Genomic DNA, 16796 nt, shown 5'->3' with positions numbered 1-16796 from the left:
GCTCAGCCGCTCTTGTCCTCGGTCGTCGGCTTGTGTCCCGGGTACAGGTGGCCGGGGGTCACGATGCCGGTGACGGCCTCTCCGAAGAGGGTGCTGGGCTCCTGGCCCTTGTACAGGTCGTCGGTGTTCAGCACGATGACCATGGTGGCCTGCTCCTCCGGCAGGTAGACGGTCAGCGTCTCGTACCCGGGCAGCGAGCCGTTGTGGCCGATCCAGCCCTGGACGTTGAAGATGCCGAGCCCGTAGCCCGCGCCGGGAATGATGCCGATCGGCTGGGTCTTCAGCCGCTCGGCCTGGGTCGCGGGGGTCAGCAGGGTGCCGGTGGCGAGGGTCTTCGCCCAGCTGCGCAGGTCCTCCAGGTCGGAGACCATCGCTCCGGCGGACCAGGCCCAGGACGGGTCCCAGTCGGTCGCGTCCACGATCTTCCCGCTGGGCAGGTCGTTGGTGTAGCCGTGCGCGTGCGGCTCGGGGAACTCCGTGCCGACGGGGAAGAGCGTGCGGCCGCTCAGCCCGGCGGGCTTCACCACGTCCTGATCGATGACCTCATGGATCGGCCGGCCGGTGATCTTCTCCACCAGCAGGCCGAGCAGGATCAGGTTGGTGTTGGAGTACTCGAACTTCGCGCCCGGCTCGAAGTTCACCGGGTGCTTGAAGGAGATGTCGAGCAGCTGCTGCGGCGTGAAGGTGGAGGTGCCGTTGAGCTCCTTGTCGAAGCCCGGGTCCTCGCTGTAGTTGAAGAGCCCGCTGCGCATGCCCGCCAGTTCGCGCAGGGTGATGCGGTCCCCGTTCGGGACGCCGCTGATGTACTTGCCGATCGGGTCGTCCAGGGAGAGCTTGCCCTGGTCCACGAGTTGGAGGAGGGCGGTGACCGTGAACGTCTTGGTCTCGCTGCCGATCCGGACCCCGAGATCGGGCTTCATGGGCGCGCCGGTCGCCTTGTCTGCCACGCCGAAGGACTTCACGTAGCTGCCCTTGCCCGGAGACCACAGGCCTACGGTCACGCCGGGCACCTTCGCCAGGTCCATCACCTCGCGCACGGCCGCGTCCAGTCGGGCGGCGACGGCCGGCGTGAGCTGCGGGAACTCCGTATCGCCGTCCGGGGACGGGGCGGCGGACGCGGACGGAGCCGGGGCGGTCGCCCCGTACGCGGAGCCCGCGACGGCCGGGCTGATGAGCATGCCGGCGGCGGCAACCGCCACACAGGCCCTGCGCATCCTGATGCGGGTCGGCCTCATGGGTCGGCCTCCTGTCGTACGACGACGAGGGCAACGTCCCACCAGCCTAGGCCCGTGCCACCCCGGTCGCGCGGCGACCGGGGTGGCACCGGATCAGGCGTCGATGCGCTCCGGGCCGGCCCCGGCGGCCTCGGCGGCCTCGGCCTCGGCCTGCTTCTTCGAGGCGATCAGGCTGGTGATCGTGGTGATCACCAGGACACCGCAGATGACGCCCAGGGAGACCGGGATGGAGATCTGCGGGACGTGCAGGCCCGACTCGTGCAGGGCGTGCAGCACGAGCTTGATGCCGATGAAGCCGAGGATGACGGAGAGGCCGTAGCTGAGGTGGACCAGCTTCTTGAGCAGGCCGCCGATGAGGAAGTACAGCTGGCGCAGACCCATCAGCGCGAAGGCGTTGGCGGTGAAGACGATGTACGGGTCCTGGGTGAGGCCGAAGATCGCGGGGATCGAGTCCAGGGCGAACAGCACGTCGGTGGTGCCGATGGCGAGCATGACGACCATCAGCGGGGTCAGGACGCGCTTGCCGTTGCTCTGGATGAAGAGCTTGGTGCCGTGGTAGCGGTCGGCGACGCCGAACTTCTTCTCGATGGACTTCAGGAGGCGGTTCTCCTCGAACTCCTCTTCCTCCTCGTCCTTGCGGGCTTCCTGGATCAGCTTCCACGCGGTGTAGATGAGGAACGCGCCGAAGATGTAGAAGACCCACGAGAAGTTGGTGATGATCGCGGCGCCGGCGGCGATGAAGATGGCGCGCAGCACCAGGGCGATCAGCACGCCGATCAGCAGCACGCGCTGCTGGAGCTGTGAGGGGACCGCGAACTTCGCCATGATCAGGACGAAGACGAAGAGGTTGTCCACGCTCAGGGACTTCTCGGTGATGAAACCGGCGAAGAACTCCTGCGAGGCCTGGCCGTGGCCGAACACCAGCAGGCCGAGTCCGAAGAGCACCGCGAGGACGATCCAGACGACCGTCCAGATGCCCGCCTCCTTCATGGAGACGTCGTGCGGCTTGCGGCCGATGAAGAAATCGGCGCCGATGAGGATGCCCAGACCGAGAATGGTCAGCACCCAGAGGGTCAACGAAACATCCACTATAAACACGCCTCCGGCAGATGGCTCAGCACTTGGTCAGCGTCATCGCTGCCGGAGGTCTCTTCCACCCGGACGGCCAGGAGGCCACGGGCCGGCGCCCCGGGACCGATTGCAGTCCGTATTGACGGGCACGCCGTAGCAGGAAAGCAGGAATACTCCCCTCCGCGTTCACCAGGGTACCCGCCGTGGGCACATTAGGTAAAGGGGAACCCAAGAACTGGTCAGCGGCCGGTCATCGAGGCCGGGCGGCGGACCGCCCGGCAGGCGCTACCGCGCGCCGCCCCGGGCCGCCGCAACCCGCTCCAGCGCCTGGTCAAGGACCCTGCTGCCCTGCGGGGGCAGATCCGGCTCGAAGATCCAGGCGTGGTGGACCCAGGGGTCGGCGAGGTGGTTGTCCGGTACGGGCGACAGCCGCATCAGCGAGCGCCACAGCGGATCCAGCAGCGGCCCGTAGGCCGAGGCCTCGTCACGGTCAGCAACCATCAGCAGGTGCACGCCGACCGCCGGCCCCTCGTCGGCGAGGTAGCGCAAACGGGTGACGGCACGGTCGTCGAACCCGTGCGGGAAGTCGTGCACGATCAGCAGCTGGTCGGAGGTGTCCACATCGGCCGGCAGATCCTCGGGAGCCCCGGCCCGCACCGCCATCTGTACGAGGTCCACCCGGCGGGTCAGCCGCTCCAGGGTCTCGGTGACCCCCGCGGCCCCGGCGGCGGGCGCCCCGGCCAGCACTCCGGCGCGCACCAGCGGGGCCAGCGAGGCGGCTCCGGCACCGGCCGCGTCGATGACGTGGACGGCGAACCGGTCGGCGGGGTGGGCGGCCAGCATCCGCGCCGCGTGCGCGACGGCCATGTCCATGGCGGCCCGGCGCAGCCGGTCGGTGTCCATCGCCATGGCCGCCTCGGAGCCGGTGCGGCCGTTGTCGATCCACAGGCCGCGCTCCAGCGGGACCCGCACCAGCATGGGGATGCGCAGGTCGGGCCGCTCGGGCAGGTGGAGGTCGCCCAGGCGCAGGGCGAGGGGCGCCTCGGCGGGCACGGAGTGCGCCTGCCAGACCGGGTTGTCCCAGCGCGCGTACGCGGCGGGCAGCGCGGGCTCGACCACCTCGGACTCGGCGGTGAGCTGGACCAGGTCCCGGTCGAGGACTTCCTGCGCCCGCGCGACCAGTTCCTCGCGGCGGGCCCGGGCGGTGTCCCGGGCGGCGTTTCCGGAGCCGCCGAGCCGGTGGCGGGGGTCTGACAGCGCCTCGTCGAGCTCGCGGTCCATCCGGGAGTCGGCGAACTCGACGGCGCCGCGGTAGGCGGCGACGGCGCGGGCCAGGTCCTCGAACATGCCCCAGACCTGGTTGTAGAGCCGCTCCTCCATGGACCAGCCACTCGCGTCCCCGGCGACGGGGCGGGGCGCCTCGCCCGGCCGCGGCGGTGCGGCGGGGCGCGGCCCTGGCTCGGGCGACTCGGTGCTGGTGCGGCGGCGCGGGTGGGCGTAGCTGATGGTGGGCGGACCGCCCGCGGTGTCCGTGCCCGGCTCCGGGGGCATCGGCGGGGGCGTGGGGGCGGCCGGCACGTCCTGCGGTGCCGGGGCCGGCGTCTGGGCCGCGGCCGGGGCCCGGAGCCCGCGCGGAACGGTCGGGGCCGGGCCGCCGGGCATGACGGCCAGGGTGATGTCCCCGGCAGGCGCCGTGCCCAGGGCGGCGGCGGCCAGTTCGACCGCGGCCGGGGCGGGCAGCCCGGCGTCGGTCAGGAGCGCACCGAGGCCGGCGGCGTACCCCTGGCCGACGGCGCGCACCTTCCAGGCGCCCTGGCGCCGGTACAGCTCCAGGGCCACGACGGCGGTCTCCGACTCCAGTCCGGTCAGCGTGTACCCGGCGAGCTCGGCGCCCTCCGGGTCGGCCACGGACACGTAGGAGGCGGGGACCGCGCCGAACCGCGGCGGGCCGCCGGGCGGCAGGACCAGCACGAAGCCGACCCGGTGGACGGCCGGTGCGACCGCGTCGAGGTCGACCGCTATGCGGTGCTGCCCGGAGGCCTCCCCGGGCACTTCGAGCCCGGGGAGGGTGCGGGCGCCCGGGTGGGCGACCGCACCGGGGCCGGCGAGCCGGCCCGTGTCGTCGCCGAGCTGGGCCAGGGCGAGCACGGGTGTGCCCGCCGAGACCCTGACCTCCACCCGGCTCCGGGACAGGGGGTGGTTCTGTCCCCGGACCAGTTCGGCCGTCATCGTGCAGCCCCTCCCCCGTACCCGTTCTTCCGCCGGGCCCTCGATCGTGCCCGGTCCTGCTGTGCCGTGCTGTTGTGCTGTTGCGCTGTGCTGCCGTACTGCCGTGCTGCCGTGCTGCCGGTCCTGCTTACAGGTGCGGCAGGATCGCCGGCATCAGGTCCTGGAAGGTACGGCCGTTGGCCGGGTTGCCGAGGGCCGTCATCTGCCAGCCGGCGCCGACGCGCGACACCTTCGCCATGATCTGAGCGGTGTACTGGCCGCCACCGTCCAGCGTGTAGCGGGCCAGCTCCTGGCCGTTGGTCTCGTCGACGATGCGGCAGAAGGCGTTCTCCACCTCCTGGAACGTCTGGCCGGTGAAGGAGTTCACCGTGAAGACGATCTGGTCGATGTGCACCGGCACGCGCTGCAGGTCGACGAGGATCGACTCGTCGTCCCCGCCCTGGCCGACGCCGCCGACGAGGTTGTCACCGGTGTGCTTGACCGAGCCGTCGTCGCTCTGCAGGTGCCGGAAGAAGACGACGTCCACGGGCTGCTTGTCGGCGAAGAGCACCGCCGAGGCGTCGAGGTCGATCTCCCGGGTCCGCGAGCCGAACAGCCCCCGGCGCTTGGCCGCCTGCCAGCCGAGGCCCATGCGGACCGCGGTCAGCGTGCCTCCGTCCGCCTTCTGCAGACTGATGGCCTGACCCTTGGTCATGTTGACCGTCACGCGCTGTCCCCTCTCCATAGCCCTCCCCCGATGGGGGTGCGCAGCGTGTACCTGCGGCTGGTGCCAACCCTACTGACCGCCTCCGGGTCAGGCGAGGCCCGCTTCCTTCATCTGTCGCAGCTCCTTCTTCAGCTCGCCGACCTCGTCCCGGATCCGGGCCGCGACCTCGAACTGCAGCTCCGCGGCCGCGCCCCGCATCCGTTCGGTCATCTGCTCGATGAGTGAGGCCAGTTCGGCGGCGGGACGGTCGGTCGCGACCACGGGACCCTTCGCTCCCTTGGCGCCCTTGGCCCCGGCCTTGCCGCCCGACGCGGCCTGCGCCGCCTTGCCGCCCAGCGCCGGGACGGGCGCCTTGAGGGCCTTGCCGTCCTTCGTCTGCCGGTAGCCGGTGCCGAGGAGCTCCTCGGTGTCGAGCTCCTCGCGGGCGATCGTGGCCACGATGTCGTTGATCTTCTTGCGCAGCGGCTGCGGGTCGATCCCGTGGGCCGTGTTGTAGGCGACCTGCTTCTCGCGGCGCCGGTTCGTCTCGTCGATCGCCTGGGCCATCGCCGGGGTGATGCTGTCCGCGTACATGTGGACCTGGCCGGAGACGTTGCGCGCCGCGCGGCCGATGGTCTGGATCAGCGAGGTCCCCGACCGCAGGAAGCCCTGCTTGTCGGCGTCGAGGATCGCCACGAGCGACACCTCCGGCAGGTCCAGGCCCTCGCGCAGCAGGTTGATGCCGACCAGGACGTCGTACTCGCCGGCCCGCAGCTCGCGCAGCAGCTCGATGCGGCGCAGGGTGTCCACGTCGCTGTGCAGGTAGCGGACCTGGATGCCGAGCTCCAGGAAGTAGTCGGTGAGGTCCTCGGCCATCTTCTTGGTGAGGGTGGTGACCAGGACCCGCTCGTCCTTCTCCACCCGCTGGCGGATCTCGTGGACCAGGTCGTCGATCTGGCCCTCGGTGGGCTTGACCACGACCTCCGGGTCGATGAGCCCGGTCGGGCGGATGATCTGCTCGACGAAGCCGTCGCCGCGCGAGAGCTCGTACTTGCCCGGGGTGGCCGACAGGTAGACGGTCTGGCCGATCCGCTCCTGGAACTCCTCCCACTTCAGCGGCCGGTTGTCGAGGGCCGACGGGAGCCGGAAGCCGTGGTCGACGAGGGTCCGCTTGCGGGAGGCGTCGCCCTCGTACATCGCGCCGATCTGGGGCACGGTGACGTGCGATTCGTCGATGACGAGGAGGAAGTCCTCGGGGAAGTAGTCGATGAGGGTGTTCGGGGCGGAGCCGCGCTCCCGGTCGTCCATGTGCAGCGAGTAGTTCTCGATGCCGGAGCAGGAGCCGATCTGGCGCATCATCTCCAGGTCGTAGGTGGTGCGCATGCGCAGGCGCTGCGCCTCCAGCATCTTGCCCTGCTTCTCCAGCTCGGCGAGGCGCTCGGCGAGCTCGGCCTCGATGCCGCGGACCGCCTTCTCCATGCGCTCGGGGCCGGCGACGTAGTGGCTGGCGGGGAAGACGTAGAGCTCGCGGTCCTCGCTGATCACCTCGCCGGTCAGCGGGTGCAGGGTGGACAGGGCCTCGATCTCGTCGCCGAACATCTCGATGCGGACGGCCAGTTCCTCGTAGACCGGGAAGATCTCGATGGTGTCGCCGCGCACCCGGAAGGTGCCCCGGGTGAAGGCCACGTCGTTGCGGGTGTACTGGATGTCGACGAAGCGGCGCAGGAGCTGGTCCCGGTCCATCTCCTCGCCGACCTTGAGGGGGACCATGCGGTCCACGTACTCCTGCGGGGTGCCGAGGCCGTAGATGCAGGACACCGAGGCGACGACGATGACGTCGCGCCGGGTGAGGAGGGAGTTCGTCGCGGAGTGGCGCAGCCGCTCCACCTCCTCGTTGATCGAGGAGTCCTTCTCGATGTAGGTGTCCGACTGCGGTACGTACGCCTCGGGCTGGTAGTAGTCGTAGTACGAGACGAAGTACTCGACCGCGTTGTTCGGCAGGAGCTCGCGGAACTCGTTCGCCAGCTGGGCGGCGAGCGTCTTGTTCGGCGCCATCACCAGGGTGGGCCGCTGGAGCTTCTCGATCATCCAGGCGGTCGTCGCCGACTTGCCGGTTCCGGTCGCGCCGAGCAGCACGACATCCTTCTCACCTGCACGGATGCGCTTCTCCAGCTCGGCGATGGCCGCCGGCTGGTCGCCGCTGGGCGTGTAGGAGCTGACGACCTCGAAAGGCGCCACCGTGCGTTCGATCTTCGATACGGGCCGCATGGGGTCAACCGTACGACCACCCACTGACACTCGGTGCCCGCCCGCCCCGGGCCGAGGGGTGCGGGCCTGGTCCGTTTGTCGTAGTTCGGTGGCGGCCCGGTGATCGTCAACCCCATGATCGCCGTACGCGGCTCTCCCTGAAAGTGCGTCGGAAACGCACAGCCGCCCGTGCCCCGCCGCAACGAATGCCGCTCCACGCCCGTTTGACGGCAGGAGCAGGGCCCATGACCCGAGGAGAACGCGCATGTACGTCCGATCCGCCGCCGCGGCCACCGCCGCCTTCCTTGGACTCACCCTGACCATGTGCGCCGCGGGCACCGCCTCGGCCGCGCCCGGTCCGGACTGGCTGTCCAACCCGATCGTGTACGCCCACCGGGGGGCTTCGGCGTACGCCCCGGAGAACACCCTGGAGGCGATCGACCTCGCCATGGAGATGGGCTTCGACTGGGTGGAGAACGACGTCCAGCGCACCAAGGACGGGGAGCTCGTGGTCATCCACGACGACACCCTGGCCCGGACGACCGACGTCGAGCAGGTGTTCCCCGACCGCAAGCCCTGGCGGGTGAAGGACTTCACGGCGGCGGAGATCGCCCGGCTGGACGCCGGCAGCTGGTTCGGCCAGGAGTTCGCGGGCGCCCGCGTCCCGACCCTGCGGACGTACATGAACCGGGTCCAGCGCAACCAGCAGCGGCTGCTCCTGGAGATCAAGAAGCCGGAGCTCTACCCGGGGATCGAACGGCAGACCCTGGACGTGCTGGGCGCGACCGGCTGGCTCGAGGAGAACCGCGTGGCCCGCCGGCTGGTCGTCCAGAGCTTCAGCGCCGCCTCGGTCCGCACCGTGCACGAGCTGCGCCCCGACCTGATCACGGCCTTCCTCGGCACCCCGGCCCTCGCCGACCTGCCGCGGTACGCCGAGTTCACCGACCGGATCAACCCCTGGCACACCACCATCAACGGCGACTGGGTCGCCGCGGTGCACGGGCTGCTCGGCGCCCACGGCAAGGCGCTGGAGGTGGACACCTGGATCGTGGACGACGCCGCGACCGCCCGGAAGGTCCAGGACATGGGCGTGGACGGGATCATCACCGACAACCCCGACGTCGTACGGGAAGCGGTCGGCGGCTACTGACGGGCGCGGCGCTGTCAGTGGGGCGCCGTACCGTGAAGGGGTGGACACTCCTGAGCCCCGCGGGCCGCACCTCGAATGGACCGTCGTCGACAGCGGCGTCGCCGACATCGGGCCCCTGCTCCTCGCCGCCACCCCCGAGGGCCTGGTCAAGGTCGAGTTCCATGCCGGACCGGACCGGGTCGAGAAGATGATCGGCGCGCTGATCTCCCGCCTCGGCGCCGACGCCCGGCGCCCGCCGCCGGGCGAGGAGGTCCTGCTGGCCGAGCCGATACGCCAGCTGAACGCCTACTTCGCCGGTACGCTGCGCCGCTTCGAGCTGCCGCTGGACTGGCGGCTCAGCTCCGGCTTCAACCGGCAGGTCCTGCTGGAACTGGACCGCACCGTGCCCTACGGGGCGGTCGTGGGGTACGGCGAACTGGCCGCCCGGGCCGGGGCCCCGGGCGCGGCCCAGGCCGTCGGCAACGCCATGGGCTCGAACCCATTGCCGCTGGTGGTGGCCTGCCACCGGGTCGTGGAGAACGACGGGGGCATCGGCGGCTTCGGCGGCGGCGTGGAGACCAAGCGCCGCCTCCTGGCCCTGGAGGGGGTACTCCCCCAGCCGCTGTTCTGAGGCGCACGGCCGTGCTCCCGATGCTCCCAGCCCTCCCGGAAACCCTGTTCCGCCCGTCCGGCGGGGGGTGCGAAACTGCGGCGGTGACCACACCTTGCGCCGTGCCCGCAGCCCCTCCGCATCCGTGTCGGAGGTGGACCGCGTGAGCACCGCGCCGGGCACCGCCCGGCCCGCCGTCACGGTCACCGCCGCCGACCTGCCCCGGCTGCGGCGGCGCACCTCCGGGGTACTGATCGCCGGCCAGGTGCTGGGCGGGATCGGCGTGCCCATCAGCATCGCCCTCGCCCCGGTCCTGGCCACCGAGGTCAGCGGCACGGAGTCGCTCTCCGGCTTCGCCTCGACCGCCTCCGTGATCGGCACCGCGGCCGTCTCCCTGCCGCTCGCCGCGCTGATGACCGCGCGCGGCCGCCGGCCCGGCCTGGTCCTGGCCTACGTGATCGGCGCGGCCGGGGCCGCCCTCGTCGTCCTCGCCGCCTCGATCAAGAGCTTCCCGCTGCTGATGCTCGGCATGGCCGCCTTCGGAGCCGCCTCCTCCGCCAACCTCCAGGCCCGCTTCGCCGCCGCCGACCTCGCCGAGCCCGACCACCGGGCACGGGCGATCTCCGTCGTCGTCTGGGCCTCCACCATCGGCGCCGTGCTGGGCCCCAACCTCTCCGCCCCGGCCAGCCGCAGCTTCACCGGCACCTCCATACCCCCGATGGCGGGGCCCTTCATATGGGCCGGCGCCATCTTCCTGCTCACCGCGACGCTGATCGGCGTACTCCTGCGCCCGGATCCGCTGCTGACGGCCCGCGCGCTCGCCCCGGCCGAGGACCAGACCCGCGCCGGGCGTTCGCTGCGCGCCGGGTTCGCGGCCGTCAGGGCCTCCCCCAGGGCCCGGCTCGCGCTCCTCACCATCGCGGTGTCACACACCACCATGGTCTCGATCATGGTGATGACCCCGGTCGACCTCGGGCACCACGGAGCCGGGCTCCAGCTCATCGGGCTGGTCATCAGCGGGCACATCGCCGGCATGTTCGGCTTCTCGCCGGTGATGGGCTGGCTCGCGGACCGGATCGGCCGGCTGTCCGTGATCGGGCTCGCCGCCGGGCTGCTCTCCATCGCCGCACTGCTCGCCGGCACGGCCGACGGGAACCACACCCAGAGCGGTGTCGGCCTCTTCCTGCTCGGTCTGGGCTGGTCCGCCGGCATGGTGTCCGGCTCGGCGCTGCTGACCGACTCGGTGCCGCAGCCCGCTCGCGCCGCCGTGCAGGGGCTGGGCGACCTCACCATGAACACGGCCGCCGGAGTCGGCGGCGCCGTCGCCGGGCTGGTCATGTCCCAGGCGGGCTACGGCTGGCTCAACGCGGCCGCCGCCGCCCTGCTGCTGCCGATGGCGGCGCTCGCGCTGTTCACCTCGCGCCGCCGTCCGGTGAAGGCCACGGACACCGGGACGGGGCCCGGCTAGTAGCTGATGTGGTAGGCCTTGCGAAGGGTCTCGTGGACGGTCCAGGTGGTCTTGTCGCCCTCGCGCAGGACGCACGCGGAGCCGGGGCCGACCTCCAGGGTCTCGCCGCCCTCCACCTCGACGGTGGCCCGGCCGCTGACCACAACGAACAGCTCGTTCGCCTCGGTGTCGGTGACCACGCCCGGGGTGATCTGCCAGATCCCGCGCACCTGCGAGCCGTCCGGCGCCTCCCACAGCACCTTGCCGGTCACGACGGGGTTCCCGGAGACGATCTGCGCGGGGTCGAGCTCGTCCACTTCCAGCTCGGAGTCGGGGAAGTCCGGGACGGAGACGGCGAACGAAGCGGGGGCATCACGGTGATCACTTGTGCTCATGCTCCCGGAGCCTAATCGGGACGCCCGGCGCGCCGGGGTGACCAGAGCGTCCAGCGCGCGCCCGCCCCACCCGTCACCCTGTCCATTCTTTGACGCGGACCTCGCACCACTCGGCCCTGGCGGGCCTCCTGGGCTTCGCCCCGCTGCGCCGAACTCCGTCCGGCGGTGGCCCGGCGGGGCTGCCGCCACCGCCGTCCCGGCCCCGGGCCCGGTGGGCGGGTGCGGGTGGCTGGGCCCTGCGGGGCGAGGTCCCCTACCCGCCCTTCCCCCGTTCCCCGGGCTCTGCCCGGACCTCGGTCCTCAAACGCCGGACGGGCTGAAGGCAGGGTCCCGAGCTGCGCCCGGACACCTGGGGCTCCGCCCCAGATCCCGGTCCTCACACGCCGGACGGCTGAAAAGCCCCAGGGGGCGACGGGGCAGCCCCGCACGCGTACTGGCTGACGCCGGCCAAAATTCAGCCCCTCCGGCGTTTGAGGAGCGGGGGTCCGGGGGCCGGCCCCCGGGAACGGCGCCGCACCCGGCAACGGGTCCGGGGCGCAGCCCCGGGGAACGGGCGAAGGGCGGGTAGGGGACTCCGCCCCGCGGCACACCCGCAGCCGGCGCCCCGGACGGCCCGCACGCTCCCGGGGCGGGTTCACGCCGGTGCGGCGGCCGCGCGTTTGGGACCCCGGAACGCGTGCCAGGGATGGGGACATGTCACAGCACACAGCATCCGAGCACACAGCGCCCTCCGCCCTCCCGACTGCGGCAACGGCCGCCGTCCCGGTCCTGTCGGAGGAGGTGCGCGAGGCGCTCGACCGCCGGCAGCCCGTCGTGGCACTGGAGTCCACGATCCTCGCCCACGGTCTGCCCCGCCCCCGCAATCTGGCCGTGGGTCTGGAACTGGAGGAGCTGGTCCGCGCGGAGGGAGCCGTCCCGGCGACGATCGCGGTCGTCGACGGGGTGGCGTACGCCGGGCTGGACAAGGCCCGGCTGGAGCGGATCGCGGGCGGCGAGGGCGTACGCAAGCTCGGCCACCGGGATCTGGCCCCGGCCCTCGCCACGGGGGCGACGGGCGCGACGACCGTCTCGGCCACGGCCTTCCTCGCCGCGCGGGCGGGGCTGCGGGTCTTCGCCACCGGCGGGCTGGGCGGCGTACACCGGGACTGGACGCGGTCGCAGGACGAGTCGGCGGACCTCGCGCTGCTGGCGCGGACCCGGATCACGGTGGTGTGCGCGGGGGTGAAGTCGATCCTGGACGTGCCCGCGACGCTCCAGCGGCTGGAAACGCTGGGGGTGACGGTCCTCGGGTACGGGACGGATCGTTTCCCCGGGTTCTACCTGGCCGATTCCGGCGAGCCGGTGGACTGGACGGTGCACCGCCCCGAGGAGGTGGCGGCCGTGATGGCCGCTCAGGACCTCCTCGGTGGCGCGGAGTCGGCGCTGCTCGTGGCCAATCCGGTGGCGCGGGAGCGGCAGCTCGATCCGGAGCTCCACGACCGGGTCCTGGCCGAGGCGCTGTCGGAGTGCCGGGAGCGGGGCATCACGGGGCAGGCGGTGACCCCGTTCCTGCTGGGGTTCCTGGTGCGCGCCACGGGCGGCGCCTCCCTGGAGGCCAACCTCGCGGCGGTACGGGGCAACGTGCGCCTCGGGGCCCGGATCGCCCGGGCCTGGGCGGCCCGGCCGTGACCGCGGCGCCGGCCGCTCCCGCCGGGCCGGGGGCGCTGCTGGTCGTCGGGGACGTGGTGACGGACGTCGTGGCGGTGCATGCGGAGCCACTGGCTCCGGGTACCGACACCCCGGCCCGGATCAGGACCCTGCCGGGCGGCGCCGGGGCCAACGCGGCCTGCTGGGCCGCCCACGCGGGCGCCCCGGACGTACGCCTCCTCGCGCGGGTCGGCGCCGAATCGGCCGGGTGGCACGAGCGGGCGCTGCGCGGCGCGGGGGTGCGGCCGAGGCTGGTGATCGATCCCGCCGAGCCGACCGGGACGGTGGTCGCGCTGGTCGGCCAGGACGCGGAGCGGACCTTCCTGACCGACAGCGGGGCCTCGCTGCGGCTCTCCCCCGCCGACTGGGAGCCCGGGCTGCTGGACGGCGTCGCCCATCTGCACCTGTCGGGCTACCTGTTCTTCGCCGACGCCAGCCGGGAGCTGGCCCTGCTCGCGCTACGGGACGCCCGCGCCCGGGACGTACCGGTGAGCGTGGACCCGGCCTCGGCGGGGTTCCTGGCCGCGCTGGGTCCGGAGCGGTTCCTGGCCGCCGCGGCGGGGGCCGGAGTACTGCTGCCGAACTCGGACGAGGCGCTGCTGCTCGCGGGCTCGCACGGGCCGGCCGGGGCGGCCGGGGTCGCGCGGGCGGCGGCTGAGCTGAGCCGGCGGGTGCCGTTGGTGGTGGTCACCCGGGGCGGGGCCGGAGCGCTCATCGCCGAGGACGGCCGGGTGACGGCCGAGGTCGCTGCGGAGAGCGCCGAGGCGGTGGATTCCACGGGCGCCGGGGACGCCTTCACGGGCGCCTTCCTCGCGGCCCGCCTGGCGGGAGCGGGCTCGGCGTGGGCCGCGGGGGCCGGCTGCCGCGCGGCCGCGCTGGCGGTGACCCGGCTGGGCGGGCGGCCGTAGGGAGCACGGAGGGGAAACCGTACGGCCGCGCCTGCGGGTACGGGTCTTACGACGCCGTGTACTGCTGGTCCATCCAGTCGATCACGCCCGCACTGTCCAGGTGGTAGCGGAAGACGCGGCCCTGGTTCGGGTGGGCGATCAGCCAGTCGATGAGCTGCTGGAGGGTGATCGGCTTGCTCACCGGGCTGGCGATGATGGGGGTGACGGCCGTGATCTTGGCGTCCTCTGCGATGTTGAGGAAGGTCTCCTTGCCCACCGTGTCGAAGGGGGCGGCGTCCATGCCGGGTGCGGCGCAGCCCCAGTTGCCGTGCTTGACGATCAGGCTGTGGACCCCGCCCTCGGGGGTGTAGCGGTAGACGGCGACCTCGTCGGGCGAGATCGGCATCTTGTGGTCGCAGGTGGGGCCGGGCGTCGGCGCCTTCTTCGTACCCTCCGGGGTGGCGGTCGAAGTGGCGGTGGGGGCCGGCTTCTTCGGCGTGGCCGAGGACGCCGAGGAGGGCGACGGCGAAGCCGACGGCGAGGCGGTGCCCGTGGCCGCCGCGCTGGTGGCGGGGCTCGCGGGGGTTCCCGGGGCGCCGGCCTCCTCGTTGCCGTTGCATGCCGTGAGGGCCAGGGTCCCGCACAGGGCCAGCGCTGCGAGCGCCGCCTGCGCACGCAACCGTCTCGGGCCCGGAACCTCATTGCCGTGTCCGCGCATTGCCTTCTCCCTCTGCCAAGGCGCCACCGGGGTGGCCGCCGTCGAAGCGTGCCGTCAACGTAGCGCCCGGTTCCGGCCGGAGCGATGGCCGGAACCGATCGTCACCTTGCCGGAATCCCCCTGTTGCGGTTCCCGGACCTCCGTGACGGGGCGGGAGTACGCAGACGTAGGCAGAGGTACGCAGACGTACGCGGACGTACGCGGACGTACGCGGACGCAGGCACCGGCGGCCCCGCGGAGTCAGCCGGCGCCCCCTGCGCGCAGGCCCGTCCAGGCCGGGTGGCGCGGATCGTCGGCCCGGACCAGGGCGTCGGCCCGGTCCGCGGGGCCGGTCTCGGCCTCGTAGCGCGCGAAGGCGGGGAGCGTCCAGCGGGCGGACTCCTCGGTGCGGCGGGCGAGCGCGCCCGGGGAGAGGCCGATGTGGACGCTGAGGTCGAAGGGGAACCAGTGGCCCAGGAGCAGCGGGCCGTGCACGATGAGCACGCCGCCGGGCGGGAGTTCGGCGTAGGGGCTGCGGGTCGCCCGGTCGGTGGCCGGGTCCCAGAGGTCGGGCAGCACCCGGCCGGTGCCGCCGGGGTCGGTCGGGCCGAAGACCTCCCGCCAGAGCGCCGCCGTGTCGTACCAGCCGTCGAGGTAGGAGTCCACGTCCTCGCGGCCGAACTCGAAGCGGAGGGAGGCGGGGCGCAGGAAGCCCTCGGCCGCCACGACCAGGACCGAACGCCCGCGCAGGCGCAGCGCGTCGGCGAGCTCCGCCGCGAGGACGCCTGTGCGGGCGGCGGGCGCCCCGTCGATGCCCACGCGGCGCCATCGGTCCTCCGGGCCGGTCCCGTCCCCGCCGCCGTCCTTCTCGTTGTCGTCGAGGTGACCGGCGAGCCGCTCGGCCATCCGCTGCCATGTGATCGCTTCCAGCTGCACCAGCCCATTGTCAGTGGTGGCCCCTAACGTTTTTCAGGAGGGATCACCGGCGCACAGGGGGTCGGTGGCCCGGCCTTGGGGAGGGGTCTGTCATGGCTCGGGAGACGACGTATCTGGAGCTGTCCCAGGAGGACGGCGGTGCCCACAAGTTCTACGAGGTCACCGTCGACGGCACCGCCGTCTCCGTGCGGTACGGACGCATCGGCGCGGACGGCCAGCTGCAGAACTCCTCCTTCCCGACCGCCGAGAAGGCGCGGGCCGCCGCCGCCAAGAAGATCGGGGAGAAGGTCCGCAAGGGCTACGCCCCGGCGGTGCGGGGAGCCCGCGCGGCCCGGTCGGTGACGCGCCGCCAGGTGACCGCGACCCCGTCCACCGCACGCGCGGCGGCCCCGGTGCTGTGGCGGTTCCGTACGGGGTCCTCCGCCTTCGGGATCCACGTGGACGAGGACCGCTGCTGGGTCGGCAACCAGGCCGGAGACGTCTACACGGTGAGCCACGACGGTGAGGTGCTGGCCCGGTACTCGCTGCCGGACGGGGTGAAGTGCCTGGTGGCGGACGAGTTCTGGATCTACGCGGGCTGCGACGACGGCACGGTGTACGACCTGTCCTCGAAGGTTCCGTTCGGGGCGTACGACATCGCGGCCGACGTGGACATCTTCTGGCTCGACATCCGCGAGGGCGTGCTCAACGTGTCCGACGCGGGCGGCGGGCTGACGGTCATCGACCACGAGGACGAGTTCCAGTGGTCGCGGCGCTCGTCCGGTGAGCACGCGTGGATGGTGCGGGCGGACGAGCGGGCCGTCTACCACGGCCACAGCAAGGGGGTCACGGCCTACGCCCCGGACGGCGGCGGGCAGTTGTGGCACACCCAGACCAACGGGGCGGTGCTGTTCGGCTGGCAGGAGGACCACGCGGTGTACGCGGGGACCGGCCGCAACACGGTGGAGCGGCTGTCGAAGGCGACGGGTGCGCTGGAGGCCTCGTACCGGTGCGACGCGGCGGTCTACTCGTGCGCGACCTCACCGGACGGACGGCACGTCTTCGCCGGCGACCTCGCGTCGTCCGTGTACTGCTTCGACGCCGACGGGCGGCGGCTGTGGAAGCTGGGCACCGGCAGCGGGGCCGCGCTGTCGATGCAGTATCTGGACGAGCGGCTGTACTTGGTGACCACGGACGGTTCGCTGGTGTGCGTGGACGCGAGCGAGGCCGCGATCGCGGCCGCCCGGGAGGGGTCGGTGCCGACGGCCGTGGACGTGAAGTCGGCGGCGGCCCTGCCCGTCTTCACCCCGGCCGCCAGCCCCGCCGCGGTGGCGACGGTGTCCGTGTCCTCGGTGCCCGCCGGCGGTGTCGTCGTGGAGTGCGTGCAGCAGGGCCAGCGGATGCGCGTACAGGTGGTGTCGGGCGGATTCGACCCTTCCTGGAACGTGCAGTTCCCGCGCGGGATACGGGAGCCCGGCGCCCGGTACGTGGTGGACGGCCTGCACCCCGCGGCCGGGGGCTTCTACCGCGTGCGCGGGGAGATCCGCCGGCTCGTCTGAGCGA

General features: G+C 72.6%; 14 protein-coding genes. 6 read left to right on the top strand and 8 right to left on the bottom strand.

Annotated features, from left to right (window positions below; translation table 11 throughout):
• Window positions 1-2: 2 nt before the first annotated feature.
• The 5 genes from OHA37_RS29685 to uvrB all read right to left on the bottom strand — a co-directional run bounded on the left by OHA37_RS29685 (window position 3) and on the right by uvrB (window position 7488).
• On the bottom strand, window positions 3-1235 hold the full coding sequence (locus OHA37_RS29685; protein WP_266909624.1) for a serine hydrolase domain-containing protein: 1233 nt from the start codon (window positions 1233-1235) through the stop codon (window positions 3-5).
• 93 nt (window positions 1236-1328) lie between these two features.
• A complete protein-coding gene (locus OHA37_RS29680; protein ID WP_266909622.1) occupies window positions 1329-2324 on the bottom strand; it encodes a TerC family protein in 996 nt (331 codons plus the stop codon).
• Window positions 2325-2591: 267 nt separating this feature from the next.
• Window positions 2592-4535, bottom strand: a complete 1944-nt coding sequence (locus tag OHA37_RS29675; protein WP_266909620.1) for a TerD family protein — start codon at window positions 4533-4535, stop codon at window positions 2592-2594.
• A 127-nt stretch (window positions 4536-4662) separates the two neighbouring features.
• On the bottom strand, window positions 4663-5241 hold the full coding sequence (locus OHA37_RS29670; RefSeq protein ID WP_254383773.1) for a TerD family protein: 579 nt from the start codon (window positions 5239-5241) through the stop codon (window positions 4663-4665).
• Window positions 5242-5328: 87 nt separating this feature from the next.
• Complete coding sequence (gene uvrB / locus OHA37_RS29665) at window positions 5329-7488, bottom strand: excinuclease ABC subunit UvrB (protein WP_266909618.1); 2160 nt, start codon at window positions 7486-7488, stop codon at window positions 5329-5331.
• Between the two features lie 244 nt (window positions 7489-7732).
• Between uvrB and OHA37_RS29660 the strand changes: the two genes are divergently transcribed.
• The 3 genes from OHA37_RS29660 to OHA37_RS29650 all read left to right on the top strand — a co-directional run bounded on the left by OHA37_RS29660 (window position 7733) and on the right by OHA37_RS29650 (window position 10674).
• A complete protein-coding gene (locus tag OHA37_RS29660) occupies window positions 7733-8617 on the top strand; it encodes a glycerophosphodiester phosphodiesterase (protein WP_266909616.1) in 885 nt (294 codons plus the stop codon).
• Window positions 8618-8657: 40 nt separating this feature from the next.
• Window positions 8658-9227, top strand: coding sequence for a methylated-DNA--[protein]-cysteine S-methyltransferase (locus OHA37_RS29655; RefSeq protein WP_266909614.1), 570 nt, complete (start codon window positions 8658-8660; stop codon window positions 9225-9227).
• A 142-nt stretch (window positions 9228-9369) separates the two neighbouring features.
• On the top strand, window positions 9370-10674 hold the full coding sequence (locus OHA37_RS29650) for an MFS transporter (RefSeq protein WP_266909612.1): 1305 nt from the start codon (window positions 9370-9372) through the stop codon (window positions 10672-10674).
• Here the strand turns inward: OHA37_RS29650 and OHA37_RS29645 are convergent.
• Complete coding sequence (locus OHA37_RS29645) at window positions 10671-11048, bottom strand: cupin domain-containing protein (protein ID WP_266909610.1); 378 nt, start codon at window positions 11046-11048, stop codon at window positions 10671-10673. The genes OHA37_RS29650 and OHA37_RS29645 overlap by 4 nt on opposite strands.
• A gap of 693 nt (window positions 11049-11741) precedes the next feature.
• Between OHA37_RS29645 and OHA37_RS29640 the strand changes: the two genes are divergently transcribed.
• Complete coding sequence (locus tag OHA37_RS29640; protein ID WP_266909609.1) at window positions 11742-12716, top strand: pseudouridine-5'-phosphate glycosidase; 975 nt, start codon at window positions 11742-11744, stop codon at window positions 12714-12716.
• Entirely contained in the window at window positions 12713-13642 is a 930-nt protein-coding gene (locus tag OHA37_RS29635; RefSeq protein ID WP_266909608.1) for a carbohydrate kinase family protein, read from the top strand. The genes OHA37_RS29640 and OHA37_RS29635 overlap by 4 nt, the downstream gene beginning before the upstream one ends.
• A 46-nt stretch (window positions 13643-13688) precedes the next feature.
• On the opposite strand, the gene OHA37_RS29630 is transcribed toward OHA37_RS29635, so the two are convergent.
• Together OHA37_RS29630 and OHA37_RS29625 are read right to left on the bottom strand one after the other, a co-directional pair.
• Window positions 13689-14339 (bottom strand): hypothetical protein, encoded by a 651-nt coding sequence (locus OHA37_RS29630; protein WP_266909607.1) that lies wholly within the window; start codon window positions 14337-14339, stop codon window positions 13689-13691.
• Window positions 14340-14579: 240 nt separating this feature from the next.
• A complete protein-coding gene (locus OHA37_RS29625) occupies window positions 14580-15254 on the bottom strand; it encodes a uridine kinase (RefSeq protein WP_266909606.1) in 675 nt (224 codons plus the stop codon).
• 92 nt (window positions 15255-15346) lie between these two features.
• Here OHA37_RS29625 and OHA37_RS29620 point away from each other — a divergent pair, with 92 nt between their 5' ends.
• Window positions 15347-16792: a WGR domain-containing protein gene (locus tag OHA37_RS29620; protein WP_266909605.1), complete on the top strand. Its 1446-nt coding sequence runs from the start codon at window positions 15347-15349 to the stop codon at window positions 16790-16792.
• Window positions 16793-16796 lie beyond the last annotated feature (4 nt).

The organism is Streptomyces sp. NBC_00335 (assembly GCF_036127095.1).
Classification (GTDB): Bacteria; Actinomycetota; Actinomycetes; order Streptomycetales; family Streptomycetaceae; genus Streptomyces.
The sequence above is the reverse complement of the archived record's forward strand: the minus strand, read 5'-3'. Positions and strand labels throughout refer to the sequence as shown.

Coding starts and splice junctions, on each gene's coding strand:
- OHA37_RS29685 (WP_266909624.1), bottom strand. CDS start 1,235: ATGAGGCCGACCCGCATCAGGATGCGCAGGGCCTGTGTGGCGGTTGCC.
- OHA37_RS29675 (WP_266909620.1), bottom strand. CDS start 4,535: ATGACGGCCGAACTGGTCCGGGGACAGAACCACCCCCTGTCCCGGAGC.
- uvrB (WP_266909618.1), bottom strand. CDS start 7,488: ATGCGGCCCGTATCGAAGATCGAACGCACGGTGGCGCCTTTCGAGGTC.
- OHA37_RS29660 (WP_266909616.1), top strand. CDS start 7,733: ATGTACGTCCGATCCGCCGCCGCGGCCACCGCCGCCTTCCTTGGACTC.
- OHA37_RS29645 (WP_266909610.1), bottom strand. CDS start 11,048: ATGAGCACAAGTGATCACCGTGATGCCCCCGCTTCGTTCGCCGTCTCC.
- OHA37_RS29640 (WP_266909609.1), top strand. CDS start 11,742: ATGTCACAGCACACAGCATCCGAGCACACAGCGCCCTCCGCCCTCCCG.
- OHA37_RS29630 (WP_266909607.1), bottom strand. CDS start 14,339: ATGCGCGGACACGGCAATGAGGTTCCGGGCCCGAGACGGTTGCGTGCG.
- OHA37_RS29620 (WP_266909605.1), top strand. CDS start 15,347: ATGGCTCGGGAGACGACGTATCTGGAGCTGTCCCAGGAGGACGGCGGT.